This window comes from Roseomonas sp. CAU 1739, assembly GCF_039839775.1.
Classification (GTDB): domain Bacteria; phylum Pseudomonadota; class Alphaproteobacteria; order Acetobacterales; family Acetobacteraceae; genus Neoroseomonas.
Genome location: NZ_JBDOQQ010000005.1, coordinates 1 through 26,479, shown reverse-complemented (window position 1 = coordinate 26,479; position 26,479 = coordinate 1). Strand labels below are relative to the sequence as shown.

General features: G+C 70.1%; 23 protein-coding genes. 9 read left to right on the top strand and 14 right to left on the bottom strand.

Going from position 1 to position 26,479, the window contains the following annotated elements:
• Nucleotides 1–37 precede the first annotated feature (37 nt).
• Complete coding sequence (locus tag AAFN86_RS10275) at nucleotides 38–2,788, top strand: DUF2339 domain-containing protein (RefSeq protein ID WP_347543216.1); 2,751 nt, start codon at nucleotides 38–40, stop codon at nucleotides 2,786–2,788.
• Between the two features lie 345 nt (nucleotides 2,789–3,133).
• Here the strand turns inward: AAFN86_RS10275 and AAFN86_RS10270 are convergent, their stop codons facing one another.
• The 4 genes from AAFN86_RS10270 to AAFN86_RS10255 form a co-directional block, all read right to left on the bottom strand.
• Nucleotides 3,134–3,715, bottom strand: a complete 582-nt coding sequence (locus AAFN86_RS10270; protein ID WP_347543215.1) for a histidine phosphatase family protein — start codon at nucleotides 3,713–3,715, stop codon at nucleotides 3,134–3,136.
• A complete protein-coding gene (locus AAFN86_RS10265) occupies nucleotides 3,712–4,359 on the bottom strand; it encodes a glutathione S-transferase family protein (protein ID WP_347543214.1) in 648 nt (215 codons plus the stop codon). Before AAFN86_RS10265 ends, AAFN86_RS10270 begins: the two co-directional genes overlap by 4 nt.
• 103 nt (nucleotides 4,360–4,462) lie before the next feature.
• A complete protein-coding gene (locus tag AAFN86_RS10260) occupies nucleotides 4,463–4,855 on the bottom strand; it encodes a RidA family protein (RefSeq protein WP_347543213.1) in 393 nt (130 codons plus the stop codon).
• Nucleotides 4,852–5,469, bottom strand: a complete 618-nt coding sequence (locus AAFN86_RS10255; protein WP_347543212.1) for a glutathione S-transferase N-terminal domain-containing protein — start codon at nucleotides 5,467–5,469, stop codon at nucleotides 4,852–4,854. Before AAFN86_RS10255 ends, AAFN86_RS10260 begins: the two co-directional genes overlap by 4 nt.
• 133 nt (nucleotides 5,470–5,602) lie before the next feature.
• Here AAFN86_RS10255 and AAFN86_RS10250 point away from each other — a divergent pair, with 133 nt between their 5' ends.
• Nucleotides 5,603–5,893: a CsbD family protein gene (locus AAFN86_RS10250; RefSeq protein ID WP_347543211.1), complete on the top strand. Its 291-nt coding sequence runs from the start codon at nucleotides 5,603–5,605 to the stop codon at nucleotides 5,891–5,893.
• A 217-nt stretch (nucleotides 5,894–6,110) separates the two neighbouring features.
• On the opposite strand, the gene AAFN86_RS10245 is transcribed toward AAFN86_RS10250, so the two are convergent.
• Together AAFN86_RS10245 and AAFN86_RS10240 are read right to left on the bottom strand one after the other, a co-directional pair.
• Nucleotides 6,111–6,662 carry a class I SAM-dependent methyltransferase gene (locus AAFN86_RS10245; RefSeq protein ID WP_347543483.1) on the bottom strand — a complete coding sequence of 184 codons (552 nt, stop codon included), beginning with the start codon at nucleotides 6,660–6,662 and terminating at the stop codon, nucleotides 6,111–6,113.
• Between the two features lie 316 nt (nucleotides 6,663–6,978).
• Nucleotides 6,979–7,911 carry a ribose-phosphate pyrophosphokinase gene (locus AAFN86_RS10240; RefSeq protein WP_347543210.1) on the bottom strand — a complete coding sequence of 311 codons (933 nt, stop codon included), beginning with the start codon at nucleotides 7,909–7,911 and terminating at the stop codon, nucleotides 6,979–6,981.
• 140 nt (nucleotides 7,912–8,051) lie between these two features.
• Here AAFN86_RS10240 and AAFN86_RS10235 point away from each other — a divergent pair, with 140 nt between their 5' ends.
• The gene (locus AAFN86_RS10235) at nucleotides 8,052–8,510 is read left to right on the top strand and encodes a type IV secretion protein Rhs (protein ID WP_347543209.1); all 459 of its coding nucleotides are present in this window, start codon (nucleotides 8,052–8,054) and stop codon (nucleotides 8,508–8,510) included.
• Nucleotides 8,511–8,639: 129 nt separating this feature from the next.
• Here AAFN86_RS10235 and AAFN86_RS10230 read toward each other — a convergent pair whose 3' ends face one another.
• The 4 genes from AAFN86_RS10230 to AAFN86_RS10215 all read right to left on the bottom strand — a co-directional run bounded on the left by AAFN86_RS10230 (nucleotide 8,640) and on the right by AAFN86_RS10215 (nucleotide 11,844).
• The gene (locus AAFN86_RS10230) at nucleotides 8,640–9,068 is read right to left on the bottom strand and encodes a TIGR01841 family phasin (protein ID WP_347543208.1); all 429 of its coding nucleotides are present in this window, start codon (nucleotides 9,066–9,068) and stop codon (nucleotides 8,640–8,642) included.
• Nucleotides 9,069–9,261: 193 nt separating this feature from the next.
• A complete protein-coding gene (locus tag AAFN86_RS10225; protein WP_347543207.1) occupies nucleotides 9,262–9,873 on the bottom strand; it encodes a TetR family transcriptional regulator in 612 nt (203 codons plus the stop codon).
• Nucleotides 9,874–9,898: 25 nt separating this feature from the next.
• The gene (gene proC / locus AAFN86_RS10220; protein WP_347543206.1) at nucleotides 9,899–10,711 is read right to left on the bottom strand and encodes a pyrroline-5-carboxylate reductase; all 813 of its coding nucleotides are present in this window, start codon (nucleotides 10,709–10,711) and stop codon (nucleotides 9,899–9,901) included.
• Between the two features lie 176 nt (nucleotides 10,712–10,887).
• A complete protein-coding gene (locus AAFN86_RS10215; protein WP_347543205.1) occupies nucleotides 10,888–11,844 on the bottom strand; it encodes an acetyl-CoA carboxylase carboxyltransferase subunit alpha in 957 nt (318 codons plus the stop codon).
• A gap of 200 nt (nucleotides 11,845–12,044) precedes the next feature.
• On the opposite strand from AAFN86_RS10215, the gene AAFN86_RS10210 reads away from it, so the two are divergent.
• From AAFN86_RS10210 to cls, 4 genes are all read left to right on the top strand, one after another.
• Entirely contained in the window at nucleotides 12,045–15,383 is a 3,339-nt protein-coding gene (locus tag AAFN86_RS10210; protein ID WP_347543204.1) for a hypothetical protein, read from the top strand.
• A gap of 129 nt (nucleotides 15,384–15,512) precedes the next feature.
• Nucleotides 15,513–16,838 (top strand): FliI/YscN family ATPase, encoded by a 1,326-nt coding sequence (locus tag AAFN86_RS10205; RefSeq protein ID WP_347543203.1) that lies wholly within the window; start codon nucleotides 15,513–15,515, stop codon nucleotides 16,836–16,838.
• A 100-nt stretch (nucleotides 16,839–16,938) separates the two neighbouring features.
• The gene (locus AAFN86_RS10200) at nucleotides 16,939–17,166 is read left to right on the top strand and encodes a hypothetical protein (protein ID WP_347543202.1); all 228 of its coding nucleotides are present in this window, start codon (nucleotides 16,939–16,941) and stop codon (nucleotides 17,164–17,166) included.
• Nucleotides 17,167–17,316: 150 nt separating this feature from the next.
• The gene (cls, locus tag AAFN86_RS10195) at nucleotides 17,317–18,768 is read left to right on the top strand and encodes a cardiolipin synthase (protein WP_347543201.1); all 1,452 of its coding nucleotides are present in this window, start codon (nucleotides 17,317–17,319) and stop codon (nucleotides 18,766–18,768) included.
• 12 nt (nucleotides 18,769–18,780) lie between these two features.
• Here cls and AAFN86_RS10190 read toward each other — a convergent pair whose 3' ends face one another.
• The 4 genes from AAFN86_RS10190 to AAFN86_RS10175 form a co-directional block, all read right to left on the bottom strand.
• Complete coding sequence (locus AAFN86_RS10190; protein ID WP_347543200.1) at nucleotides 18,781–20,148, bottom strand: LLM class flavin-dependent oxidoreductase; 1,368 nt, start codon at nucleotides 20,146–20,148, stop codon at nucleotides 18,781–18,783.
• 18 nt (nucleotides 20,149–20,166) lie between these two features.
• Nucleotides 20,167–21,738, bottom strand: coding sequence for an ABC transporter substrate-binding protein (locus AAFN86_RS10185; RefSeq protein WP_347543199.1), 1,572 nt, complete (start codon nucleotides 21,736–21,738; stop codon nucleotides 20,167–20,169).
• Nucleotides 21,735–23,114 carry an LLM class flavin-dependent oxidoreductase gene (locus AAFN86_RS10180; RefSeq protein ID WP_347543198.1) on the bottom strand — a complete coding sequence of 460 codons (1,380 nt, stop codon included), beginning with the start codon at nucleotides 23,112–23,114 and terminating at the stop codon, nucleotides 21,735–21,737. The genes AAFN86_RS10185 and AAFN86_RS10180 overlap by 4 nt, the downstream gene beginning before the upstream one ends.
• A gap of 517 nt (nucleotides 23,115–23,631) precedes the next feature.
• Nucleotides 23,632–24,486: a branched-chain amino acid aminotransferase gene (locus AAFN86_RS10175; RefSeq protein ID WP_347543197.1), complete on the bottom strand. Its 855-nt coding sequence runs from the start codon at nucleotides 24,484–24,486 to the stop codon at nucleotides 23,632–23,634.
• A gap of 78 nt (nucleotides 24,487–24,564) precedes the next feature.
• Between AAFN86_RS10175 and AAFN86_RS10170 the strand changes: the two genes are divergently transcribed.
• Together AAFN86_RS10170 and AAFN86_RS10165 are read left to right on the top strand one after the other, a co-directional pair.
• Nucleotides 24,565–25,794, top strand: a complete 1,230-nt coding sequence (locus AAFN86_RS10170) for an AMP-binding protein (protein WP_347543196.1) — start codon at nucleotides 24,565–24,567, stop codon at nucleotides 25,792–25,794.
• Nucleotides 25,795–25,852: 58 nt separating this feature from the next.
• Complete coding sequence (locus tag AAFN86_RS10165; protein ID WP_347543195.1) at nucleotides 25,853–26,323, top strand: hypothetical protein; 471 nt, start codon at nucleotides 25,853–25,855, stop codon at nucleotides 26,321–26,323.
• Nucleotides 26,324–26,479 lie beyond the last annotated feature (156 nt).

Sequence of the window (26,479 nt, the reverse complement as noted above, 5' to 3'; positions counted from 1 at the left end):
TTGACGCGGCGCGGCGCGGCGCGGAAGCGTTCCAGGCATGGAAGGTCTCGCACTTCTCCTCGGCATCATCTTCTTCGGCGGCTGGGGGCTGGGCGTCGCCGCCTTCGCCCGTGCCGGGCGGGCCCGGCGGGACGCAGAGGCGCTGCGGGCCGAACTCGCCGCCCTGCGGGCGGAGGTGAGTGGCATGGCCGGCGCCCTGGTCGCGGCCGGCTTCCGCCCGCCCGAGGCTGCCGCCGCGCCATCGCCGGTCTACGCACCGTCGCCCTATGCGGCGCCCACCTTCGCACCGCCCCCCGAACCCGCGCCGGCGGCCGATGGCACGCCGACCGAGGAGCAGGCGCCGCAGGCCGTCGAGGCCGACGCCGGCCCGGACGCCGCATTGCCGCCCTGGTCGCGGCCAGGCGGCGCGCGCCCGCAGCGCAACCTCGAGGAGCTGATCACCCAACGCTGGGGCGTCTGGCTCGGTGCCGGGGCGCTGCTGCTGGCTGGCGTCTTCCTGATCCGCTTCGCGGTGGAGGAAGGCTGGCTCGGGCCGGCGATGCGCTGCGCGCTGGCCGGACTGCTCGGCGTGGCGCTGATCCTGGCCGGGGAATGGCTGGCGAAGCGGTCCACGGCCCCCGCGCCCGCCGGCGGTTCGCCGGATGACGCGCCCACCGGCGCAATATCGGACCACGCGCCTGTGGGCGCGATGCCGGACTACGCGCCGCCCGCCCTCGCCGCCGGCGGCGTCGCCATGCTGTTTGGCGCGACCTATGCCGCGACGTCGCTCTACACCTTCCTGCCGCCGCTGCTCGGCTTCATCGGCATGGCCGCGGCGGGCGCGCTGGGCATGCTGCTGTCGCTGCGGCGCGGCCCGCTGGTCGCCGTGGTCGGGCTGGTCGGCGCCTTCCTCACCCCCGCCCTGGTCGCCACCGACGACCCCTCCCTGCCCGGCCTCTTCGCCTATCTGCTGGTGGTCGTGGCGGCGGCGATGATGGTGGTGCGGGCCACCGCCTGGGGCTGGCTCGGCTGGTCCGCGACGGTGGCCGGGGCGCTCTGGGTGGTGGCAGGCACGGCGATCGGCAAGGGGCTCGACCTCTGGGCGCCGGCGATCTTCGTGCCGGCGGCGGCGGCCTGCTTCCTGTTCCTGCTGCCGCGGGAAGCGTTGGCCGGCACACTTGGCCGGCGGCTTGCGCATCTGCCGCCGGCCTTCCTCGGTGCCGCCCTGCTGCCGCTCGCGATGTTCGAAACCGATCTCGCCTCGGCGGCCGGCATTCTGTTGGTATCGCCTGTCGCCATCCTCGCCGGCCTGCGTGACCAGCGGTTGGTCCGGCTTCCCTGGATCGCTGCCATACTCGGCCTGGTCATGCTGCTGGTCTGGCTGGTGCCGCCATGGTCGCCCACTGGGGAGGCGGTTACGGTCGAGGGCGTGACGCAGGCCTTCATTCCCGGCGCCTGGGTGCCGGAGGCGCTGACGCGGTACCTGACCATCGCGCTGATCCTGGCGTTGATGCACCTGCTGGCGGGACTGGTGCTGGAGACACGCGCGCTGGCCTGGGCAGGCCTGGCCGCCACCGTGCCGGTGGTCACGCTGCTGGTCGCCTATGGCCGCGTGCGGGGCTTCGCGACCGATCCGACCTGGGCGTTGGTCGCGGCGGCGCTCGCCGCCGTGCATGTCGGCGCGGCGGCGCGCGGGATGCGCTCGGCGGACCCGCAGCGTGCCGGCGCCCATGCGGCGGCGGCGACGGCGGCGCTCGCGCTCGGTTTCGCGATGGTGCTGCGGGACCAGTGGCTGACGCTCGCCGTCGCACTGTTCCTGCCGCCGCTGGCGATGATCTGCGCGCGGACGGGGCTCGATGCGCTGCGCCGGGTCGCCGCCGTGGTCGCGGCGCTGGTGCTGGTGCGGCTGACGCTGAACGGCTTCGTGCTCGGCTATGACTGGGGCGAGACGCCGCTGCTGAACGGGCTGCTGCTGGCCTATGGCGTGCCGGCGATCTGCTTCTGGTGGGCGGCGCGGATCTTCCTGCGGCAGCGCGACGGCATCGTCGTGCGGCTGCTGGAATGCGGCGCGGCGCTGTTCGCAACGCTGCTGGTGCTGCTGGAGATCCGCCACGCCTTCCATCCGGGCGCGCTGGCGGCCGAACGCTGGGACTTCGCGGAAGCCGCCTGGCAATGCAGCGCGCTGTTCGCCTGCGCCGCCGTCGCACTGTTGCTGCACCGGCGCAGCGGGCGGGCGGCGATGCTGTGGGCGGCGCGGGCAGCGGGGCTGGTCGGGCTGCTGGTCGGGCTGATCCTGCTCGCGGCCAATCCCTGGACCACCAACCGCGATGTCGGCGCGTGGCCGCTGCTCAATGCGCTGGCGCCGGCCTATCTGCTGCCGGCGCTGCTGGCCGCCTGGGCGATCGCGCGCGCGCCGGAAGCCCGCCAACCGCCAGGCGCTGCGCAGGTACTGGCCGGCTATGCGCTGGTCTCGGCCTTCGCCTGGGTGACGCTGGAAGTGCGCCGCGCCTTCCACCCCGAGAAGATTGGCGTGCTGCCGATCGGCGAGGCGGAAATGTACGCCTATTCCGGCGCCTGGCTGCTGCTCGGCGCCGTGATGGTGGCGATCGGCATCCGCAGCGGGCGGAAGGAAATCCGGCTGGCGGCGCTCGCCGTGATCGCGCTGGTGACGTTCAAGGTGTTCCTGGTGGACATGGACGCGTTGGTCGGGCTGTGGCGCGTGCTGTCCTTCCTCGGGCTGGGGCTGGCGCTGATCGCGCTGGGGGCGATCTACCGGCGGTTCGTGATGGGACGGCCGGCGGGCGCTTGAAGGTTGGAGGGGCACCGCCCCTCCAAGCCACCCCGCCAAAGGCCTGGGGGCCTTTGGAATGCCGGCACCTGGTATGGGGCGGGGATGTCGGGATCGGCGCCGAGGGCCGCCTTCGGGCACGCCGTGCGCCAAGTGGGCCCAGCGCCGGGAATCGACCTTCAACAGGCGCGATGCCCAGGGCCTACGCAGAAGCGTCGAAGCGCCGAGACAGCCAATTCCGGCACCGGGCCCGTGCCATGACCGCTCTGCCGCCGCGCAGGGCACCAATTCCCCGCGGTCCAGGGGCCCGCTGGCCCCTGGTGGGGTGAGGTCTGGAGAGGGGCGACGCCCCTCTCCATCCGCCCGTCACGCCGGCAGATGCGGCAGCGTCACCGGGCTGATCTCCCACACCGCGCCGCTCGCCGGCGGCGAGCAGAAGGTCGGCAGCGCATTCGGCGTGCGCACATTCGGCGCATGCCCCAGCGCGCGGCGCAGTGCGCGGAACAGCGCGCCATGCGCCACCACCAGCACCGGCCCGGGCAGCGCCGTCGCGCGGTTGATCGCCGCGACCGCGCGGTCGTGCAGCCCGTTGAAGGTTTCCGCGCCGTCCGGCGTGTAGGTGCCGGCGACCCAGTCGTCGTACCAGTCGCCCATCGGCTTGCCTTCCTCGGTGCCGAAGCAGACTTCCTGCAATTCGACATCGGTGCCGACCGGCAGGTTCAGCGCTTCTGCGACGATCTCCGCCGTGCGGAGTGCGCGCGACAACGGGGATGCGACGATGGTGACGATGTCGCGGTCGACCATCGCCAGCGCCGCGCGGCGTGCCTGCGCCAGGCCCACCGTGTTCAGCGGGATGTCGGTGCGCCCCTGGCTGCGGCCCTCGGCGTTCCAGTCGGTCTCCCCGTGGCGGAGGAACCAGAAGGGAATGGGATTCAGCGCGAGGGTCATCCGATTTCCTTTTCCCGCGCGGTCGCGGCGGCGATGGCGGGCACCGCGGCGACCTTTGCCCCGAGCGCCTTCAGGTGAACCAGCCCTTCCGTCGGCAGGCCGAGGAAGCCGGCGAATCCGAGCAGCGCGGCGAGGAAGATGTCCGGCGCCGTGACCTGCGCCGTGCCCAGCAGCGTGCCGTTCGGCTGCTTCGCCAGCACTGCGTCGGCGAAGGCCAGCGCTTCCCCCGCGCGAGCGGACGCGGCGGCGCGCAGCGTGGCGGCGGCGGCTTCGTCATCCGCGAACAGCCGCTTCGCCTGGAAGGCGACGTAGAAGGTGTTGGCCATGCGGAAATGGCACCAAGCGAGCCATTCCATTCCCTTCGCGCGGCCGATCGCGTCGCGCGGCAGCAGGCCCGAGTCCGGCGCCGCCTCGGCGAGCCACAGCGCCATGGCCGGGATCTCGGTGATCGTCACGCCGGCATCGGGGATCTGGATCGCCGCGACCTCTCCCTTCGGATTGATGGCGAGGTAGTCGGGCGTCTTGTGGTCGCCCTTGCGGAGGCTGATGAAGCGGATGTCGAGGTCGAGCCCGCTCACCGCTGCCATGTGGTGAACGATGGTCCCGCTGGTCTGGGTCGAGGTCCACAGAATCGGCTTGGTCATGATGCGTCTCCGGCCAGGGTAGATGCCGTCCGGATGGAACCACCCGGACGGGGAACGATGCTCGCTTGAAAAACGGCATGGGCGGGACCGCGCGGACCCATGGTCATGCGGCCCCGTCCAGGGCGATGCAGGCGAAGGCGACCTTCGCCTCGGTGGGAACGCCGAAGCGCGCGGTGTGCCGCGCCGGCAGGCCATTCGGGAAGTGCTTCACGTATTCCGCGTTGCATTCGGCGTAGTCGGCCGGGTCGGTGATCAGCATCGTCACCTGCACGGCGCGGTCCAGGCTGCTGCCGGCCTCCCGCAGGATGGCATCGACCATGGCGAGCGCGTTGCGCGTCTGCTCGGCGGCGGTGGCGCCCCGGTGGATACCGGCGGCCGGATCGTGCGGGGCGGAATGCCCCGACACGTAGACCAGACCACCGGCGCGCGTCGCCCGGCTGAATGGGCGCGGCTCACCGGGGGCTGGGTGGCCGATGATGGCGAAGGGGGCGGTCACGTCAGGCCTTCGGCCGCCATCACGCGCTGCACCGCCGGGCGGGCCTTCATGCGCGCATAGTGCGCGGCGATATTGGCCGGCAATTCCTTGCCCATGCGGCCGTTCCACCAGAAGGATACATAGAACAGCGCGCTGTCGGCGAAGGAGTAGTTGCCGACCAGCCAGTCCTTGCCCTCCAGCGCCTTGTCCAGAAGCGCGAGGCCTTTGGAGAAGATCTCGGCGCCGCGCGCCTTCACCGCGTCATGGTCGGCCTCGGAGGGCGCGAAATTGACCGGGCGGAACATGCGGGAGAAGCCCTGCATGTGCAGCGTGGCGACGCAATAGTCGGCGAGTTCCAGCGCGCGCGCCTGGGCGTCCATGCCGACCGGCATGAGCTGGGCGGTGGGGAAGCGGGAGGCGAGCCAGAAGGCGATGGCGGGGTATTCGGTCATCACCGAGCCGTCGTCGCGTTCCAGCGTCGGCACCTTGGACTTCGGGTTCACGCCGGTGAATTCGGGCTTGAACTGCGCGCCTTCGCGCAGGTTGACCATCACGGCTTCATACGGCGCGCCGATTTCCTCGAGCAGCACATGGATGCCGACCGAGCAGGCGCCCGGGGAATAGTAGAGCTTCATGCCGCGTGTCCTTCCGCATTGCCGCCGGAAGGGCGGCCCGGCGGGAAGATCGGGCCGCCCGGGGGGCTTGGCAAGCCGGCCGGGCGCGCCCGGCCTGCCGACGGGCGACGTTGGGCACGGGGGCGCAACACGCATGATCGACGCCCGGCCGCCGCGCCATGGCGCAACCCGCATCGGGCTCGGGCGTTCCATCGGCAACGGCGCCCATTCCGGGCGCCGGCAGAACCAGGGGTACCCTATGGACAAGGATCGGATCGCGGGCGCCGCCAAGCAGGCGAAGGGCACGGTCAAGGAAGTCGTGGGCAAGGTGCTGGGCGACGCCAAGCTGCAGGCCGAAGGACAGGCGGACCAGGTCGAAGGCAAGGTGCAGAATGCGATCGGCGGCGCCAAGGATGCGGTGCGCGATGCGGTTCGCAAACCGTAGGCGGGCAGCGGGTTCACGATAACCCGCATGCGCGGCGCAGGACGGCGCGGCGGGAAAGGCGATCAGCGCTGTCATTGCCGACGGCGCTTTCGGGACGCGCCGCACGGGCGGCGCGCAGCATCGCCGGCGGGGCCGGCGCCGCCAAGCTGCCCGGCGCGCTGCGCACCGCCGGTTGCCGGCATCGCGGCGTGCAGGGTCGATCAGCGGGGCTGACCGTTCAGGCGTCGCCGCGATCAGGTGCCGGGCCACATGTCCGGCCATCGGCGGCGCGGCGTGCCAGCCACACGGTCCGGCCGCCGCAGGTTGCATCCTCAACCGCATGGCCTGTGACGAGGAAATCCTGCGCGGCGAGCAATGCCCGATACTCCCGGGCGTCCAGGCTCGCATGGAACAGGATCTCGCCGGCATAGCGACCGAGGGCGACGCCATGGCCGGGGCCGCTGGTGAACATCAGCGCGGCGCCGGGTGCGGCATGGGCGGCGAGACGTGGGACCATGGCGCGCTGATCGTCATGGTTCAGGTGGAAGAAGCTGTCCCAGGCGATCAGCCCGTCAAAGGTGCGGCCCAGCGCCATCTGCCGCATGTCGCCCAGGATCCACTCGCCATCGGGGAAGCGTTCACGGCACAGGCCGAGCAGCGGCGCCGAGGCGTCGATCCCGGTCACCGCGAAGCCCTGCGCGGTCAGGGACGCGGCGATCGGCGCCCCGCCGCCGCAGCCGATATCGAGCACATGGCCGCCGGGCGGCAGACAGGCCGCGAAGCGCGCGATCCAGTCGCCTTCGGCCGGCGCGGTGCCGCGATCCGCGGCCCAGGCCAGGCCGTGGCGAGTGTACAGGCCGATGATGGCGTCCGCCGGATCGATCGAAGATCCTCAACCAATACGGAATGATTCGCGGGCGCACCGCGCGACCGCGCCCAGGTCGTCATTCGCCGCCGATGCCCCGGCGCAGGACGCGAAGGCAAGGTCTGCAGGTGCCGCCGCCCGCCTGCCGACGATGCCTGAACCCATACCGAACAGTCCGGTGCAAGGGGCATCGGCCCGCGAAGGCCAGGCCGGTGGATGCCGGCCGCCCGCCGCCTGAGGGTCAATTAAAGAGCGAACTCACCGACGATTCCTCGCTGATCCGCTTCATCGCCTCGGCGAGCAGCGGCGCGATGGTCAACTGGCGGAGGTTGCGCGACACGCGCACCGCCTCGGTCGCCTGGATCGAGTCGGTCACCGTCATCATCTCGATCGGCGCGGCGCCGATGCGCGCGACGGCGCCGCCCGAGAAGACGCCATGCGTCACATAGACGCCGACCGACTGCGCACCGTCCTTCAACAGGGCTTCGGCCGCGTTGCACAGCGTGCCGCCGGAATCGACGATGTCGTCCACCAGCAGGCAATGGCGGCCCTCGACCTCGCCGATCACGTTCATCACCTCGGACACGCCGGCGCGTGGGCGCCGCTTGTCGATGATGGCGAGATCGACGCCAAGCCGTGCCGCGATGGCCCGCGCGCGCACCACGCCGCCGACATCGGGCGAGACGATCATCAGCTCGCGCCCCGCATAGCGTTCCTGGATATCATGCGAGAACAGCGGCGCGGCGAACAGGTTGTCCACGGGGATGTCGAAGAAACCCTGGATCTGCGCGGCGTGCAGATCCATCGTCAGCACGCGGTTGGCGCCGGCCGCGGTGATCAGGTTGGCCACCAGCTTGGCGCTGATCGGCGTGCGGCTGCCCGACTTCCGATCCTGCCGGGCATAGCCGAAATAGGGGATCACCGCCGTGATGCGCCGCGCGCTGGCGCGCTTCAGCGCATCCAGCGTGATCAGAAGCTCCATAAGATTGTCGTTGGCGGGATAGGAGGTGGATTGCACCACGAACACATCCTCGCCGCGGACGTTCTCGTGGATCTCGACGAACACCTCCATATCCGCGAAGCGGCGGACCGAGGCATTGGTCAGCGGAATGCCGCAGGCGGCGGCGACCGCCTCGGCCAGAGGCCGGTTGCTGTTGCAGGCGACGATTTTCATGGCCGGGGGGGCTCCGGGCGCCGCTGGGCGACGGTGGCAGGAAGGCGGGCGGTTGGTAGCAACGTGACGCGATTGTGTAAATCAGATGGCCGCAGGCTTGCCGCAGATCGCTGTGATCCTGGCACCCTGGAGACCCATTGATGCCCGCTTCCCGTGCCGGATCCGTATCCGCCCTGGCCTTCGCTGCGCTGCTGTTTCCGCCGGTGCTGGGCCACGCCGGCGCCACCGCGCAGACCGCGCGGCAATACGATTCGTCGGGACGTTCCGTGGGCCGTACGGAAGGCCAGGTCACGCAGCGGCACTACGATGCCTCGGGGCGGTTCACGGGACGATCGGAAACAAGGGGCGGAACCACGCGCCACATGGATTCCGCCGGACGGTCCGAAGGGCGCAGCGAGCAACGCGGCGATACGCTGCGCCATTACGATGCCTCGGGCCGGGCGACCGGGCGCACCGAATGGTCGGGCGACCGGGCGCGGCTGTACGATGCATCGGGCCGCTCGACCGGACGGATCGAGCGCAGCGGCGATGGCTGGCGCCGCTACGACGCGCAGGGCCGCCTGATCGGGCGCGGCACCGGGCCGGCACCGGCCCGATAGGCAGTGGCCGGCGCAGAACCCGGGCAGGTGGAATCACCTGATCGGGTGAAGATGTTCCCAAAACAATAGGCTGGAGCATGTGCCGCGAGCGCATGCGAACGCGGCATGCTCCAGCGTCGCGAAAGGCGTTCAGTCCTTCGCAACCAGGCCTTTCACCTCGTCCATCGCCTCGGCGAAGCGCTTGTTCAGCACGGACAGCGCCTCGCTGTTCGACTTCTGGATCAGGTCGGCGATCTCGCGCAGGTTGCCGACCGCCTTCTCATAGGTGGCCTTGGCCATCTCGGCCTGCTTCGCCGCCTTTTCCTGCGGTGCATCGGTGGCGGAGAAGGCGCGCATCGCCTCGGTCATCTCGGCGACCGAGGCCTGCATGATCTCCATGTGGCGGCGGGCGACGGCCTGCGCCCCTTCCAGGGCGACGCGGTTGGCGGTGGACAGCGCCTCGATGTTGCGGCGCTGCGCCGCCGCGAGGGCTTCCATGTCGGGCATCGCCGGCATGCGGAACTCGCCGAGGACCTTCATCATGTCGAAATCGGGCTTGAACTTGAAATGGTCTGACATCGCCTGCTCCCCAGCGTTGCGCGATGCAGCCTAGACCCAAATCCGCCGCACCGCATCATGAACAGCGGAAGGCTTGGCACCGCGCAGCCGGTACGGCGGCCATCCGACCATGGGCCCCGCGGCGCGATCCATGACCCGGCACCGGCCGGTGCGACCCGCGCGCCGGCATCATGGACCGGCGCCGAGCCAGCCCTCAGGCGTCCGGCGGCGGCGTCGCGGCCGGTTCGTCGGCGGCCGCCGGGAACAGGCGGAAGGTCCGCCCGATCTGCCCGGCACGGTCCAACAGGCGGTCAAGTGCCGCCATGCTGTGGCCGAGATCCTCGCTCTCATCCTCGGCCCAGGCGCGCAGCGTGCCGAGCCAGACGCCGACGAGGCCGAGTGCGAGCAGGCGGCGCAGCCCGGCATCCGCCTCGATCTCCGCCGCATCGAGCATCCATCGCATGGATTGCGCGAGCGGCGGGGCGAGCAGCGCCAGAAGGCCCGGGTCGCGCGGCATGTCCTTCAGGAAGCGCAGGATGCCGGCGCGGTGCGGCTGGAGCGCATCCAGCCGGCGCATCAGCACGTCGAACAGCCGGTCGCGCGCCAGCCCACCCTGCCCGGCGATGGTGCCGGCCAGCACGGCCTGGTCGACCACCCGACCATGCAGCAGCAAGGCGTCGAGCCGGCTGGGCAGGCGCCTGCGCAGCAGCGAAAGCGGCAGGCCGGATTCGGCGGCGAGGCGGCCCATGGTCAGGCCGGCCCAGCCATGTTCCGCGATGACGCGCCACAGCGCGCCAATCAAGGCTTCGTCGTCGGACTCGCTCATGACGGCAGGATATGGGGCGACACGGTCAGCCCGCCAGTTCGCGGGCGCGATCCGTCGCGGCCTGGATCGCCTTCGACATCGCCGCGGGCCAGGCATCGGGCTGCATCAGCACCGCCAGGGCGCGTTCCGTGGTGCCCTTGGGGCTGGTCACGGCGATGCGCAGGTCGGCCGCATCCTGGCTGCTGGCAGCGAGCAGCGCGCCCGACCCGGCCACCGTGGCGCGGGCCATGCGGCGCGCGAGGTCGGCCGGCAGGCCCTGTTCGATCGCCGCCTTCTCCATGACCTCGGCGAGCAGGAAGACATAGGCCGGGCCGCCACCGGAGACGGCGGTGACCGGGTTGATCTGGTCCTCCTCGGTCACCCAGGCGACCTCGCCCACCGCCTGTAACAGGGCATCGGCGAGCGCCTGCTGCGCCGCCGTCACGCCAGGGGCGGCGAAGGCGGCGGTGAAGCCCTGACGCACCGCGGCGGGGGTGTTGGGCATCGCGCGGACCACCGCCGCTTGGTCCCCCAACGCGGCGCGCATCGACGCGACGGATCGGCCGGCCATGATCGAGACGAACAACGTGTCGCCCGTCGCGAAGCGCGCGAAGGCGGGCAGGGTCGCCGGCGCTTCCTGCGGCTTGATGGCGAGGATCACCGCGGCGGGACGGAAATCGGCCGGGATCGACGCGGCATCGGCGACGATGGTGGCACGGCCGGCGAAGGCGGCCGCTGCCGGTGCGTGGGGTTCCACCACCACGGCACGGGACAGGCCGCGCTCCAGCCAGCCGGACAGCATGGCGCCACCCATCTTGCCACAGCCGATGAGGAGGAGGTCGGGGAGGGTCTCGGTCATGGGGCGAACGGTAGAAGCACAGGCACAAACCCGCCAGACTCAACCGCACCGCCGGGCGCACCCTGCTGGTCCGCCGTCGCGCGGGGGTTGGGCGCCGGGCCGCGCCGATGACGGCTTGGCAGGCGCCGCCTGCGTCCCGATGCTGGGGTCTCCTCCCGGGAGGAGCCACGGGCCGCCTAAAGCGCCCCGCTGCGTCCCATTTCCAGGAATTTCTCGCGCCGCCGCGCCCGCAGCGTCGCACCGTCCAACTCGACCAACGGCGCCAGCAACTCGGCGATGCGGTCGCCCAGCGCGGCGATCGTCGCCTCGGCATCGCGATGCGCCCCGCCCAGCGGTTCGGGCACCATTGCGTCGACGAGATTCAGCCGGCGTAGGTCATCGGCCGTGAGTTTCAGCGCCTCGGCCGCCGTCGAGGCCTGGGCGGCGTCGCGCCACAGGATCGAGGCGCAGCCCTCCGGGCTGATCACCGAATAGATGGCATGTTCCAGCATGATGATGCGGTCGGCTGCGGCCAGCGCGATGGCCCCGCCCGACCCGCCCTCGCCGATGATGGTGGCGATGAAGGGCACCGGGGCTTCGAGGCCGGCTTCGATCGACCGGGCGATGGCCTCGGCCTGGCCGCGCGCCTCGGCCTCGATGCCGGGGAAGGCGCCGGCGGTGTCGACGAAGGACAGGATCGGCAGGCCGAAGCGGCCGGCCAGTTCCATGAGCCGGCGCGCCTTGCGGTAGCCCTCGGGCCGCGCCATGCCGAAATTGTGCTTCACCCGGCTGTCGGTGTCGTGGCCGCGCTCGGTGCCCAGCACCATCACCGCACGGCCGCGGAAGCGACCCATGCCACCCATCACCGCGGCGTCGTCGGCGAAGGCGCGGTCGCCGGCCAGCGGGGTGTAGTCGTCGATCAGCGCGGCAATGAAGTCGGAGCAATGCGGGCGTTCGGGATGGCGGGCGACCTGCGCCTTCTGCCAGGGCGTGAGCTTGGCATAGGTGGCCTTGAGCAGCGCCTGCGCCTTGTCGCGCAGGCGGCCGACCTCATCGGCAACATCGATGCCGCCGGCGTCGGTGGTCCGACGCAGCTCCTCGATCTTGCCTTCCAGCTCGGCAATCGGCTTTTCGAAGTCCAGGAAGTGACGCATGGCCGCGGGGGGTTAGCGGAAATCAGCGCCGGGCGCGACCCCCCTGGCGCGGGGCCGCGGGGGAGGCCCCGCGCCCCATGGACCGCCAAGGCCTGGCGGACCGCGTGACTGGTGCGGCGTCGTATCGGCTTTACGGCGCCGCTGGGATATTGTTTACTTATTAGTAACGATTGTCGAATTTATCCAAAAATGAGGCGTTCATGCCAGCCAGTGAAACGCAGGCCTCCATTCTTGGGGCCATCAGCATCTCCGCGCGGGACTGGCAGCAGGTTCAGTCCGAGGATCCCGGCGGCGGGCTGACCACCGTTTTCCTGCAGGGAACCGACAACGCCTACGACATCCAGATCAAGAACATCTCGTTCCCCTACGAGACCTTCTACCAGTACTGGTACGTCTGGACGGTCGATTCCGGGGTCGACCAGAACGACACGCTGTTCACGGAGATCTACGGCACCTTCGAGATGGGTGGCGGCAACGATACGATGACCGCCAGCGTGGCCCAGCAACTTGCCCCGCCGTCACCCGCCCAGCTTCCGTATTTTCTTGGTGGACCCGGCGATGACGTCATCTCCGCCACCGGCGCATCGCTGAACGCGATCGCGGCCTATGGCGGCTCCGGCGACGATTCCATCAACGCCACCCCCTTCGACGACCTGCTTTATGGCGACGAGGTGGACTACTTCTACCTGTGGCCCACCATCAACGGCTTCATCCCCGCGCCCTACAGCGGCACCGACGGCGACGACACGATCGCGGGCTTCGACGGCAACGACACCATCATCGGCGGCGGCGGCAACAACATCCTGTCCGGCGGCGACGGCAACGATTCGATCGCCGCCAGCGCCGGCAGCAACCAGCTGTTCGGCGGCGACGGGTCCGACACCGTCACCGGGGGCACGGGGTCGGACTTTCTGTATGGCGGCCCGCGCGGCACCGGATACCTCGATATCCTGTCGGGCGGCGGCGGCGCCGACATCTTCATGCTGAGCTACACCGAAGCCGCCAATGACGGGTCGGGCTTCTGGGGCAAGTTCTTCGAGGCGGACGTGTCGACGATCACCGGCGGTTCGGTGAAGACGGGCCTGGCCAACATCTTCAAGGACGGGTCGGAGGCGATCGGCACCGGCTTCGTCGCCGCGGCGCTGGGCGGCGTGGGCGAGGTGCTGGTCACCGGCTTCCTCAGCTGGATCGAAAGCCTGGGGCCCGTCGTGACGCCGCAGGAGGATGTGCTCGTCGTCCGCGACTTCGACCCGAGCCAGGATGTCCTGGTGCTGCCGACGGCACCGGGCGTGGACCTGTCGGAACCGGCGCCGATGCCCTTCAACCCCGACGCCGCCGGCGACTTCTGGATGGGGCTCGAATTCGCGGACAACAATACCCAGAAGGTCTACGCCGAGGTCACGCTCAGCACGGACTTCCTCGCCTCGGTCGGCCTGACGCAACAGGACAGCGACGACATCACGCGCATCCTGAACTTCGTGCGGTCGAACAAGACCAGGATCGAGGCGAACACCGGCAACCTGACCTCCCTGTCCAACCTGTCGGCCTACATGTCGGATGGCGGCTTCACCCCGCCCCAAGGGGCGCAACTGCCCACGGGAACCGACGTGGTGATGTTCGGCGCGGTCGGCGGCCTGATCTATCACAGCGAACCGGGCGAATACGCCAACTCCTTCATCGTCGGCACGCAATACGCCGATGTGCTGACGATCAATCCGGTCATCCAGGACCCGTCCACGCTCGAGAACAACGCCACCGACTTCACCACGACGCAGTCCGAAGTGCATGGGCTGGGAGGCGACGACATCATCTATGGCGGCGCCGGCGCCGACATCCTGCGCGGCGGTGACGGCAACGACCTGCTCTACAGCTTCCTGGCCGGCGGCCTCGGTGAGGATCTCTCGGGCGGCAACGGCAACGACACCATCCTGGGCGGCGGCAGTTTCGGGATCTTCGACGGCGGCGCCGGGTCGGACACCTTCGGCGTGTTCTACGGCAACGTCCTCGCACCCATGCAGCTTTTCGTGGACCTGATCGCGGGCATCGCCGGCGAACGTGCCGCCCCGTCCGACCCGTCCCCGCCCGTCGGCAGCAACCCGCCCTTCAGCCCGGCGGCCGACCATACCTATACGCTGACCGGCTTCGAGAATGTCATCGGCGGCTCGCTCAACGACTGGATCCGCGCGGCGGCCGGCGGCACGGTCGAAGGCGCGGCGGGTGCCGACTACATCGACGCGACGGCCGGCGGCGTGACCCTGAGCTACGCCGGCTCGGCCGAAGGCGTGACCGTCCAGTTGTTCGTCAATGACGCGCTGACGCGCGGCGGCGACGCGGCGGGCGACGTGTTCCAGTATGCGGGCGCCTATCCCGCGGGGCTCATCGGATCGCCGAATGCCGATGTGCTCGGCGGCATCTCGACCGGCGCGTTCACCTTCACCGGCCTGGGCGGGGCGGACCTGTTCCAGATCTTGGCCATCACGCCGTCGTCGCAGGTCGCCAACTACACCATCACCGACTTCACCCAGGCCGATGGCGACCTGATCGACCTTCGGCTGATCGGGGGCACGGCGTCGAACACGCAGTTCGGCAGCGACTACCTCCTCGTCAGCGATCCGGCGGGTTCGTCGACGACGATCAAGGTCAGTCTTGCGAACTTCACCGGCACGCTGAACGTCGCCGACGTGCTGTTCGCCGCCAGCGTCTCGGGCGCGGGGCGCGCCGACGCGGCCGGGGGGGCGCTGTCCGGCGGCGGCGGCGACGACATCCTGGTCGGCCAGTCCGGCGAGGATTTCCTGTTCGGCAACAACGGCAGCGACGTGATCGCCGGCCTGGCCGGCGCCGACCTGGTCGATGGCGGCCGCGGCAACGACCACCTGCGCGGCGACGATGGCGGCGACCGCCTGCTGGGCGGGGATGGCGCCGACACCATCAATGGCGGCACCGGTGACGATACCATCCATGCCGGGCGCGATGGCGACCGTGTCATCGCGGGCACGGGCAATGATCGCGTCGATGCGGGGGCCGGCAATGATTCGGTATGGGGCGAGGCCGGGGACGACCTGATCGCCGGTTGGGCCGGCGACGACCGCCTGCTTGGCGGCGCCGGCCGCGACACCATGACCGGCCAGGGCGGGCAGGATTCCCTGTTCGGCGGCGACGGGAACGACTTCCTGTTCGGTCATGCGGGCAACGACCTGCTGGTCGGCGGGCGCGACGCGGACCGCCTGTATGGCGGCGCGGGCAATGACACGATCGAGGGCGGCGCCGGGCGGGACATCATCGATGGCGGGGCGGGTGCGGACCTGATGCGCGGGGGGGCGGACGCCGACGTCTTCCGCCTGGCGATGGGCAACATCAACGGGGATACCATCCTCGGCTTCGATGCCGCCGAAGGGGATCGGCTGCTGGTCCTGGGCGTTCGCCCGGTCGGCGTGAGCGACCTGGGCGGCGGGCTTTTCGCCTTCACCGACGGCTCGACGACCGAGACGGCGCATGTGTTCGGCGCGACCGTCGCGGATTTCCACCTGCTGATCGGATAGGCCGCCCGCCGGTCTTGCTGGCCGCGCCGGTCCGGCCCGATGCGGCGTGGCGGGCGCGGGGCAAGGGTCGGGTCCTTGGCCGCCGGGGATTAACGCCCCGCCAAGCCCTCGCGGTGCATCATCCACCCGATGCCCGCCGACCTGCTCGCCGCCGCTGCCGCCATCGACCTCCTGCCGCGGGAGACCATCCACGGGTCGGTCGCCGGGCTGGGTGGCCTTGGCGTCACGCTTGAGGGATTCGGCCCGCTGGCGGCCATCGGCGACCGGGTACGGCTGGAGGGCCCGAACGGCGTCACCGCCCTGGCCGAGATCGCCGCCTTCCGCGACGGACGGGCGGAGGCGATCGCCATGGGCCCGCTGGCCGGGCTGTCGGATGGGGTGCGCGCGGTGCTCGCGCCGCGCCCGGCGCTGGCGGTGTCGGATGCCTGGCTGGGCCGGGTTCTGGACCCGATGGGATTGCCGATGGATGGCGGCCCGCCGCCCGCGCCGGGCGCGGCGCCGCGGGTGACGCATGCCCCTGCCCCGCCGGCCGGCCGGCGCGCGCGGCTGGGGCCGCGCCTGGCGCTCGGCGTCCGCGCGCTGGACCTGTTCGCGCCGGTGCGGCAGGGGCAGCGGCTGGGACTGTTCGCCGCATCAGGCGTGGGGAAGTCCACGCTGATGGCGATGCTGGCCGGCGGCGTGGAGGCGGATATCATCGTCTTCGCGCTGGTCGGCGAACGCGGCCGGGAATTGCGCGAATTCATCGAGGACGACCTGGGACCGGAGCGGCTGGCGAAATCCGTGGTGGTCTGCGCCACCTCGGACATGGCGGCGCCGATGCGGCGGGAAGCGGCCTATGCCGCCATGACCGTCGCCGAGCATTTCCGCGACCGGGGCCGCCAAGTTCTGCTGCTGATGGACAGCGTGACGCGCTTCGCCCTGGCCTTGCGGGAGATCGGCCTGGCGGTGCGCGAACCGCCGGCGACGCGCGGCTTCCCGCCATCCGTCTTCACCGAATTGCCGCGCCTGCTGGAACGCGCGGGTCCGGGGCCGGAGGGGTGCGGGGGCGCGATCACCGCGCTGTTCACCGTGCTGGTCGAAGGTGACGACCATGACGAGCCGGTGGCCGACGCGGTGCGCGGCATCCTCGATGGCCATGTCGTGCTCGATCGCCGCATCGCGGAGTCCGGACGGTACCCGCCGGTCGATGTGCAGCGGTCGCTGTCGCGCACCGCGCCCGGGGTGCTCGACCCGCATGAACGCCCCTTGGTGGCCGAGGCGCGGCGGCTGCTGTCCACCTATGCCGAGGTGCGCGACCTGGTGCGGCTTGGCGCCTATCGCACCGGCCATGACCTGCAGGCGGATGAGGCGGTGCGCCTGGCCCCGGCGATCGAGGCCGTGCTGGCCCAGGCCAGGACCGAGCCGAGCGACCCCGACCAGGCTTTCGGGGCATTGGCCGCGGCGCTGGCCACCTGATGCTGGAAAGAGTCCAGCGGATCGGGCCATGATGGCATCACGAACGCGCGACGCCGCGGGGCCTGGGCCCAGGCGACCAGATGCGTGACCGGGAGCCCCGATGGACGCCGACACCATCCTGATCCTGTGCCTCGCGATACTGGTCGCGCTGAACCTGTGGCGCCTGGCGCGGACCATCCGCAACTGCTGGGACGGCGATATCGAGGACCTTTACGAGGACGTCGTGGTCCGCCGCCTGGCGGTCTTCGTGCTGACCGCGGTCGCGCTGGTCGCCGCGCTGAGCCTGCGTGGTCCGCTGAGATCGCTGCTGGCGACGGTCGTGGGCTGAGGCGCCAGGCCCCATGCCGGCGGGCCATTCCGATGCCGGCCAGTTACGGCCGGCGCGCCGTGGTGCCGGACCTCGCAAGGGCGCCCCGGCCGCTGGTGTCGCGGCGGAACCGATGGACAATTCGGCCGATCCCGGGCACGCGGGACGGGCATGCTGATCTCGGTCCATCTCCTCGTGGTCGCGGCCTTCGCGATTGTCCACCTCCTGGTCATCCTGCGCGCGCTGCTGGTGGACGGGCGGGACCCGATGTCGCGCGCCGCTTGGGTGCTCGCGCTGCTGCTGCTGCCGGGCGTCGGCGTTGGCCTGTACCTGCTTGTGGGCGAACCCCGGCTCGCCAGCCGCTTGCGCCACCGGTCTGTTGCCGCGGCTGAACTGCTCGCCGGCGAGGCGCAGGCCGGCTGCCGGGACGCGGCGGCGGCGCATGACGTCGTGGTGGAACGCTTCCGGCCGGCCTTCCGGCTGTGCGAGGCGCTGGCGCTGTGCCCGACCGTGGACGGCAACGCCGCGCACCTCGCCACCGATTCCAACGCGGCCATCGCCGCGATGGTCGAGGCGATCGACGCCTCGCGCGACAGCGTCCACATCGCCTTCTACATCTGGCTGGCGGACACCAACGGGCTGCGGGTCGTCGAGGCGCTGTGCCGGGCCGCGGCGCGCGGCGTGACCTGTCGGGTCATGGCCGATGGCATCGGGTCGCGGCCGCTGGTGCGGTCATCGCATTGGCGCAAGATGGGTGATGCGGGGGTACGCCTGCAAAGCGCGCTGCCCGTCGCCCGTGGCGCGCTGGCGCTGCTCGGCAGCCGCGTCGATCTGCGCAATCACCGCAAGATCGTCGTCATCGACAATCGCCTGACCTTCTGCGGCAGCCAGAACTGCGCGGATCCGGAATTCCGCGTCAAGGCGCGCTTCGCGCCCTGGGTGGACATCATGCTGTCCTTCGAAGGGCCGGTGGTGGTGCAGAACCAGTTGCTGTTCGCCACCGACTGGATGGCGGAAACCGGGGAGGATCTGCGCCCGGTGCTGGCCGGCCCGGCACCGGCGGCGCTGCCCGGAGGCTTCCCCGCCATCGCCTTCGGCACCGGACCCAATTCGCCGCGCGGCGCGATGTCGGATGTGTTCATCGCGCTGCTTGGCGGGGCGGAGCGGGAGGTGGTGGTCTCCACCCCTTATTTCGTGCCCGACGCGCCGCTGCTCGCGGCGCTTGTTTCCTGCGGCCGGCGCGGGGTCGAGACGATGCTGATCCTGCCCGCCCGCAATGATTCCTGGGCGGTCGGTGCGATCAGCCGTGCGTATTATGCCGAACTGCTTGGCGCCGGCGTCAGGGTGTTCGAATTCCACGGTGGCCTGCTGCACGCCAAGACGCTGGTGTCGGACCGCGCCGCCGCGCTGGTCGGCTCGGCGAACATGGATCGTCGCAGCATCGACCTGAATTTCGAGAACAACATCCTGCTGTGCTCGGAGGCCATGGCGCGGCAGATCCGCGAGCGGCAGGAGACCTATCTGCGTGCCGCCACGGAAATCCTGCCCGACAGCATGCGGCACCGGACCATGCCGCGCCGCCTGTGGGAGAACACGCTGACGATGTTCAGCCCGGTGCTGTAGCGCCGGCCACGCTCAATCCGCCGCCTGCGCCCGCCGTGCCGCGGTGTAGCGGTTTTCTGGCACCCGCAGGCCGAGGTTTTCCCGCAGCGTCTTGCCTTCGTATTCCGTGCGGAAGATGCCGCGCCGCTGCAGCTCGGGGATCACCAGGTTCGAGAAATCCTCGAACGGCTTCGGGTAGTAGTTGCAGATGATGTTGAAGCCGTCGGCGGCGTCCTTCTCCAGCCATTCCTGGATCTCGTCGGCGATGTATTCGGCGGTGCCGACCAGCACGCGATGGCCCTGTGCGGCGGAGACCGACCGCGCCACCTGGCGCAGCGTCATGTTGTTCTTCTTCGCCATGTCCATGATCAGCTTCTGGCGCGACTTGGCGGAATTCGCTTCCGGCAGGTCGGGCATCGGGCCGTCGAGCGGGTAGGAGAAGATGTCGATGCCGCGCGTGAAGCGCGCCAGCGCGGCGAGTGCGACGTCATCGGGCAGCAGCGCCTGGAGCTGGTCGTACTTCTCCTGCGCTTCCTCCATCGTGCGGCCGATGACGGGGGTGATGCCGGGCATGATCTTGATGTCGTCCGGCAGGCGGCCGTATTTCGCCGTGCGGCCCTTCACGTCGGCGAAGAATTCGCGCGCCGCCTGCAATTCGGTCTGCGCGGTGAACACCACATCGGCCGTGCGCGCAGCCAGTTCCCGCCCCGGTTCCGACGACCCCGCCTGCGCCACCACCGGCCGCCCCTGCGGCGTGCGGGAGACGTTGAGCGGCCCGCGCACGTTGAAGTGTTTCCCGTGGTGGTCGAGGAAATGCATCTTGTCGTAGTCGAACCAGATGCCGCTGTCCTTGTCGCGCAGGAAGGCGTCGATCTCCCAGGAATCCCACAGCCCGGCGACGACCTCGTAGAATTCGATGGCGCGTTCGTAGCGCGCGGCGTGGTCGACATGGGTGTCGAGGTTGAAGTTGCCGGCCTCGTCCTCGATCTGTGACGTCACCAGGTTCCAGCCGCAGCGCCCGTTGGAGATGTGGTCGATCGTCGCGAAGCGGCGGGCGATGTTGTAGGGCTCGTTGAAGGTCGTCGTCGCCGTCGCCACCAGGCCGATATGCGACGTGCCCACTGCCATGGCGGCGAGGCAGGCGGTCGGTTCCAGCTTGACGATGCGCGACAGCCGCGTGCGTGTCATGTCGCCGGCCTTCAGCGCATCCGACCCGCCGACCGCCACCGTGTCCTGGAAGAAGATGGTGTCGTAAAGGTGCTTCTCGGCCATCTGCGCGAGGCGCATGTACCAGCCGAAATCCATGTCCGTCTCGGCCACCGCATCGGGGTGCCGCCAGCCGGCGAGGTGATTGCCCGGCACCGAAAGAAAGGCGCCGAGCTTGATCTGTTTCTTCTTCATGGGTTTCCCCCTTCGATATCAGCGCGCGACGCGAATGCCCGTCGCCATGGTGTACTGGTCTCCGCGCGGGGTGAGCGTGATGTTGCGCGCCGTGCCCCAGGCGGACCGGACGAAGAAGACCGGAATGATCGCGACATCCTCCATCGCGCGCCGAACCGCCTGTTCCGTCAAGGCCTCGCGCCGCGAGTCGTCCAGCGTCGTCTCGATCTCACCCAGCAGGCGATCGAGCAGCGCGTCCGAATAGCGGCCGCGGTTGGACGCACCATGATTCAGCGCGGGATTCCAGGTGCGCAGGATGGTGCTCATGCCCTCCGGCGCGACCCCGGTGGTGGTGAAGAACATCGACAGGGAGGCGGAGAATTCCGGCTCGCCCGGCGGGCCGCGATTGGCGCGGCGGAAGAAGATGGCGGAGGGCAGCGTCTCCACCTCGGTCTTGATGCCGATGGCGGTGAACATCTGGCCGATCGCCTGGCAGCTCCGCGCATCGCCGGCGAAACGGTCGCCCGTGCAGTGGATCGTCAGGCCGAAGCCCTGCGGATAGCCGGCCTCCGCCAACAGCGCGCGGGCGCGTGCCGGGTCGTAGCGCGGGATGGCGAGGTCCGGCACGTTGCCGATATAGCCAGGGGGCGCGATCTGCCCCGCCGGTTCCGCACCGCCTTCCATGGCGCGTTCGGCCAATGCCACGCGGTTGATGGCGATCGACAGCGCCTGCCGCACGCGTGGGTCCTTCAGCGGGTTGCGGTCCAGCGGCTGTCCGTCCACGCCGGTGACGAAGGGCGACCGGTCCCGCCCGCTGTCGATGTAGATGTAGAAATTAAAGCCGGAGGTGTCGGTCACCAGCCGGCTGCGCGAGTCGGTGCGCACGCGGCCGTAGAGCGCGGGCGGCACGGCATCCACCACGTCGACGTCGCCGGCCAGCAGGGCGGAGACGCGCGCGCTGTCGTTCGGGATGAAGCGGAAGACAACGCGCTGCCAGGGTTCCGGCGGCGCCCAGTGGCGCGCCGCACGTTCCAGCGTCACATCCTGGCCGGGCGAATAGCGCACCCAGCGATAGGGGCCGGTGCCGACCGCCGCGCGGCCACCGTTGAAATCATCCTCGGTGGCATTCGGCCCGACCGCGGCGGCGGAGACGATCATCACCGAGGCGAGGTTGTTCGGCAGCAGCGGTGACGGCCCGTTGGTCCGGATGCGCACGGTGCGCGCGTCCACTTCCTCCACCCCGGCCACGGCGCGCAGCTGGGCGCTGTAGGTGCGCAGGCCCCGCGCATCGGCCGCGCGGCGGATCGAGAAGGCGACATCGGCGACGGTCAGCGGCGAGCCGTCATGGAAGGTCACGCCCTCGCGCAGGCGGAAATCCCAGGTGTTGTCATCGACCACCCGCCAGGATTCCGCGAGGCCCGGGACCGCGTGCATCGTCGCGTCCTGGAAGACGAGCGATTCATAGACATGCATCTGCACGTTTCGGTTCGGGCTGTAGCTCTGATGCGGATCGGAACCGTCGATCGTGGCCTTCATGCCAATGCGCAGCGTCTGCGCGGCAGCCGGCAGGGCCGCCAGCGCGACCAGCGCGGCGAGGATCAGGCGCTTCATTGTGCGGCACTCCCGAGCAGTTGCGCCATGCCGGCGCGTTTCGCCGCGGCCGCCGGATGCTCCGGCCAGGCCAGCCCCAGATTCTCCCGCAGCGTCTTCCCCTCATAGGCGGTGCGGTAGAGCCCCCGCCGCTGCATCTCGGGGATCACCATCTCGACCACCTCCTCAAGCCCACCCGGCAGCCAGGTCGGCAGCAGGTTGAAGCCGTCCGCGCCGCCGCCATGGAACCAGTCCTCCATGGCATCGACGATATCCGCGGGCGTGCCGATCACCAGCCGATGCCCGTTGCCGCCGGCGATCGACAGGTAGAGCTGGCGGATCGACAGGTTCCCGCGCCGCGCCATCTCCAGGAAGATCTGCCCGCGGCTGTGGTCGCGCCGGTCGGCGGGGTCCGGTTCCGGCACCGGGCCATCCAGGTCGTAGTCCGACAGATCGCCGAGGTAGTTCGCCAACGCGCCGAGCCCGACGATGGGCTGCACCAGATCCTGCAGCACCTGGTAGCGGTCGAGCGCTTCCTGCCGCGTGCGGCCGGGCACCGCCATGATGCCGGGCATGATCTTCAACTGGTCAGGATCGCGGCCATACTTCGCCATGCGGCCCTTCACATCATTGTAGTAGGCGCGCGCATCCTCCAGCGTCTGTGACGCGGCATAGATCACATCGGCCGTTGCGGCGGCGAGTTCCCGCCCCTGATCCGATGCGCCGGCCTGGATGATGATCGGCCGCCCCTGCGGCGTGCGCGCGACATTGAGCGGGCCCTTCACGCGGAAATGCGCGCCTTCGTGGTCCAGCATATGCACCTTGGACGGGTCGTAGTTCAGGCCCGCCGCCTTGTCGCGGATGAAGGCGTCGTCCTCCCAGGACTCCCACAGCCCCTTCACGACATCGACGAATTCGATGGCTCGGTCGTAGCGGCCGGTCTTGGGCGGGGCGCCGACCAGGCCGAAATTCTGCGCCTCCATGTCGGTCGCGCTGGTCACCACGTTCCACGCCGCGCGCCCGCCGCTGATGTGGTCCAGCGAGGCGAATTTGCGCGCGATGTGATAGGGCTCGTTGTAGGTGGTCGATGCCGTCGCGGCGAGGCCGACATGCTGCGTCACCATCGCCAGCGCGGACAGCAGCGTCAGCGGTTCGAACTGCACATTCTTGCAGGTGTGCGACAGCGCGCCGGTGGGCACGTCGTTGAAGCGGATGCCCACGCCATCGGCGAGGAACGCCATGTCGAGCAGGCCGCGCTCGGCGACCTGCGCGACGCGCACGGCGTGCTGCAATTCCATATTGCCGCCAGCCGAGGATTGCGGGTGTCGCCAGGCGGCGAGGTGATACCCCATGCCGATCATGGAGACACCAAGACGGATCTTGCGTGGAGCGGGCATGCGGTAGCCTCCGTGGCCGCGAGGCGGACTCACTGCGTGACGCAGAGCAAAGTCCCGCCGGCGGCACGGCGCAATCCGCCGCGAGACCCCAGAATGCGCTGCGACAACGCGAGCGATTGAGTCGTGAGCAGTGCGGCGTGCAGGATGCGTGCGGGGTGGGCAGTGCGCAAGCGGTGATGCGGCAGAGACCGGAGGGGCTTTGCCCCTCCGGACCACCCCACCAGGGGGCTACGGCCCCCTGGACCGCGGGGACTTGGTGCCGGGCACGGTGGCCGGGCTACGCCTCAACACTCGCTCCTGCGCAAGGCTGGGTCTCGGCGCCGATATGGACCGCGATGCCGGGCGCCCGAAATCGGTTTCCAAAGGCCCACTGGCCTTTGGTGGGGAGAGCTGGCCTTTGGTGGGGAGAGCCCGAGAGGGGCAAGGCCCCTCTCGGTTCGACCGATGCGCATCACCTCACGACTGGTATCGAGCACAAAGATCCGCACACCAGCGGGCCGTCATGCGACCGTCGGTATCAGACGACCTTCGGTGCCGCTTCCATCCAGCGCCAGTACATCTCCCGCGCCTGCGTCGCGAAACGGCCGATCTGCATGTCGCGACCGTTGTAGCGCGTGCAGGGCTGCACCTTGGCGTAGTTGCCGGTCGAGAAGATCTCGTCTGCCGTCTCAAGGTCGGCGGGCTTCACCGAGCGTTCCTCGACCGCCACGCCGGCATCCTGGAACAGGCCGATCACGCGCTGGCGCGTGATGCCGTTCAGGAAGGTGTGGTTGACCGCCGGCGTGATGACCTTGCCATCCTTGGCGAACCACAGGTTGGCGCTGGCGAATTCGGCCACATGGCCGATCGCGTCGCACATGACGGCGTTGTCCGCACCCTGCGTCGCGGCGAAGGCGGACGCGCGCGCGCCGTTCGGATACAGGCAGGCGGCCTTGGCATCGGTCGGCGCCATTTCCGGCGTCGGGCGGCGGAAGGGCGCCATCACGGCGGAGAAGCCGCCCCATTGCGGGATCGGGCTGTCATAGATCGACAGGATGAAGTCGGTGCTGTCCGGGTCCGGCCGCGCCGCGCCCAGGCCCTTGCGGATGAAGAACATCGGCCGGACGTAGAGTTCCGCGTCAGGCCCCATGCGGCGGATGCCCTCGCGGCACAGCGCCTCGATCTCGGCCGCCGTCTTGGTGGGCTTCATCAGCATCGCCTTGGCCGAGGCGACGGCGCGGGCGCAATGGCGATCAAGGTCAGGTGCCCAGCCCTTGATGGCCCGCGCGCCGTCGAAGATCACCGAGCCGAGCCAGAAGGCGTGGTCCATCGGGCCGACGATCTTCGGCTCCTCGGTGGTCCATGTGCCATCGTACCAGAACACGCCGGCCATCTTTTCCTCCAGGTCCGTGTGACGGAGGATGTGCCACGAAGGCAGCATCCGGAGAAGAGCCTGCCAGGAGAGGACGCCATGGGAGAATTTTTTGACGCGCGAGAGACGCGCAGCGCCGATGCGCGGGACGCGGAGCTGGCGGGGTTGCTGCCCGCTGTCGTCGCGGCTGCTTCCCGCGCCCCGGCCCAGGCGGCGCGGCTGGCGGGGATCGACCCGGCTTCGGTGACCGGGCGGGGGGCGCTGGCGCGGATTCCCGTGCTGCGGAAGGCGGATCTGCCGGCGGCGCAGAAGGCGGCCCCGCCCTTCGGCGGCTTCGTCGCGGCGGCCCCCGGGTCCTTCGGCCGGCTGTTCCTGTCCCCCGGGCCGATCTTCGAGGGCGAGGCCCGCAAGCCCGACCCTTGGCACCTGGCGTCGGCCTTCTTCGCGGCCGGCTTCCGGGCAGGCGACGTGGCGCTGAACACCTTCGCCTATCACCTGACACCCGGCGGCTGGATGATGGACCACGGGTTGCAGGCGATCGGCTGCGCGGTGATCCCGGCCGGGCCGGGCAATACCGACGCGCAGCTCGACCTGATCGAGGCGTATCGCCCCGCCGGCTATACCGGCACGCCGGATTTCCTGAAGATCCTGCTCGATGCCGCGGAGAAGGCCGGGCGGGATGCGCGGTCGATCCGCCGCGCGCTGGTCTCCGGCGCCGCCTTCCCGCCGTCGCTCCAGGCGGAGGTCAAGGCACGCGGCATCGATGCCTTCCAGATGTACGGAACGGCCGATCTCGGCTGCGTGGCCTACGAGACGCCGGCGCGCGACGGGCGCGTGGTGGCGGAGCAGGTGATCGTCGAGATCGTCCGCCCCGGCACCGGCGACCCGGTGCCGGATGGCGAGATCGGCGAGGTGGTCGTCACCGTGCCGGATCCGGCGCATCCGATCCTGCGGCTGGCGCTGGGCGACCTGTCGGCGGTGCTGCCGGGCGTGTCGGCCTGCGGGCGGACGAACACGCGCATCGTCGGCTGGCGCGGCCGCGCCGACCAGACGGCCAAGGTGAAGGGGATGTTCGTGCGGCCGGAACAGGTGGCGGAGATCGCGCAGCGGCATCCGGGCGTCGGCCGCTTGCGGCTGGTGGTGACGCGGGATGGCGAGCAGGACGCGATGACGCTGTGCGCGGAAGCGGCGGCATCGGATGGGCTGCTCGACGCGCTCGCGGCGTCGTTGCAGGCCGTGACGCGGCTGCGCGGAGCGGTCGAGGTGGTGCCGCCGGGAAGCCTGCCGAATGATGGGAAAGTCATTGCGGATGAGCGGCCGGTTGGGTGAGGCTGCAAGCGGGGGCGCCGCCCCCCGAGCCCCCGCCAGGAGCAGGGATGTGCCGCTGTTGAGGAAGCTGCCGCTCGTCCAGCGATTGACGCTCGCCTTGCTGATCCCGTACGTGGCCTTGCACGTCATCGCCTATTTCGTCGTACCGGTCGAGTTCAACGGCTTCCCATGGGATCAGTTCATTAGCTTCATCTCGGGCCTCGTGTTGCTCAACATCCTTCACCCTTGGCTGGCCAGGCGCCCGCCTCATTTGAGGGGAAAGGCCATCATTGTCGGCGCGCTACTCAGCTTCGGCCCGCTGATCGCCAGCTTTGCGATGATACCGCTCCTGGCCCTATGGCCAGCAGTGTTCGAGCCATTGGCACGGCTGCTTCTCACCGCCGGGGCATCGCTTGTCACTGGCGCCAGCCTGGCTGTCGGAGGCGCCCTGTTCACGGCCGGGCTTTTTTTGCACGACGCCGACCGCAAGAAGAACGCCGGCTCCACAACAGACCCGACCCGCGTTGACCACCCCACCCCATCGCCCTAGCGTCGCCGCCAGTACTAAGGGGAGGGCACACAATGACCGTGCATTTCTGCGTACACGACGAAGGCGATTCCGCCGGCGTCGTGGTCGTCGAGGGGATCAAGTCCGGCCAGACGCTGAATGGCTGGATCATGGACCAGGACCGGATGATCGAATTCC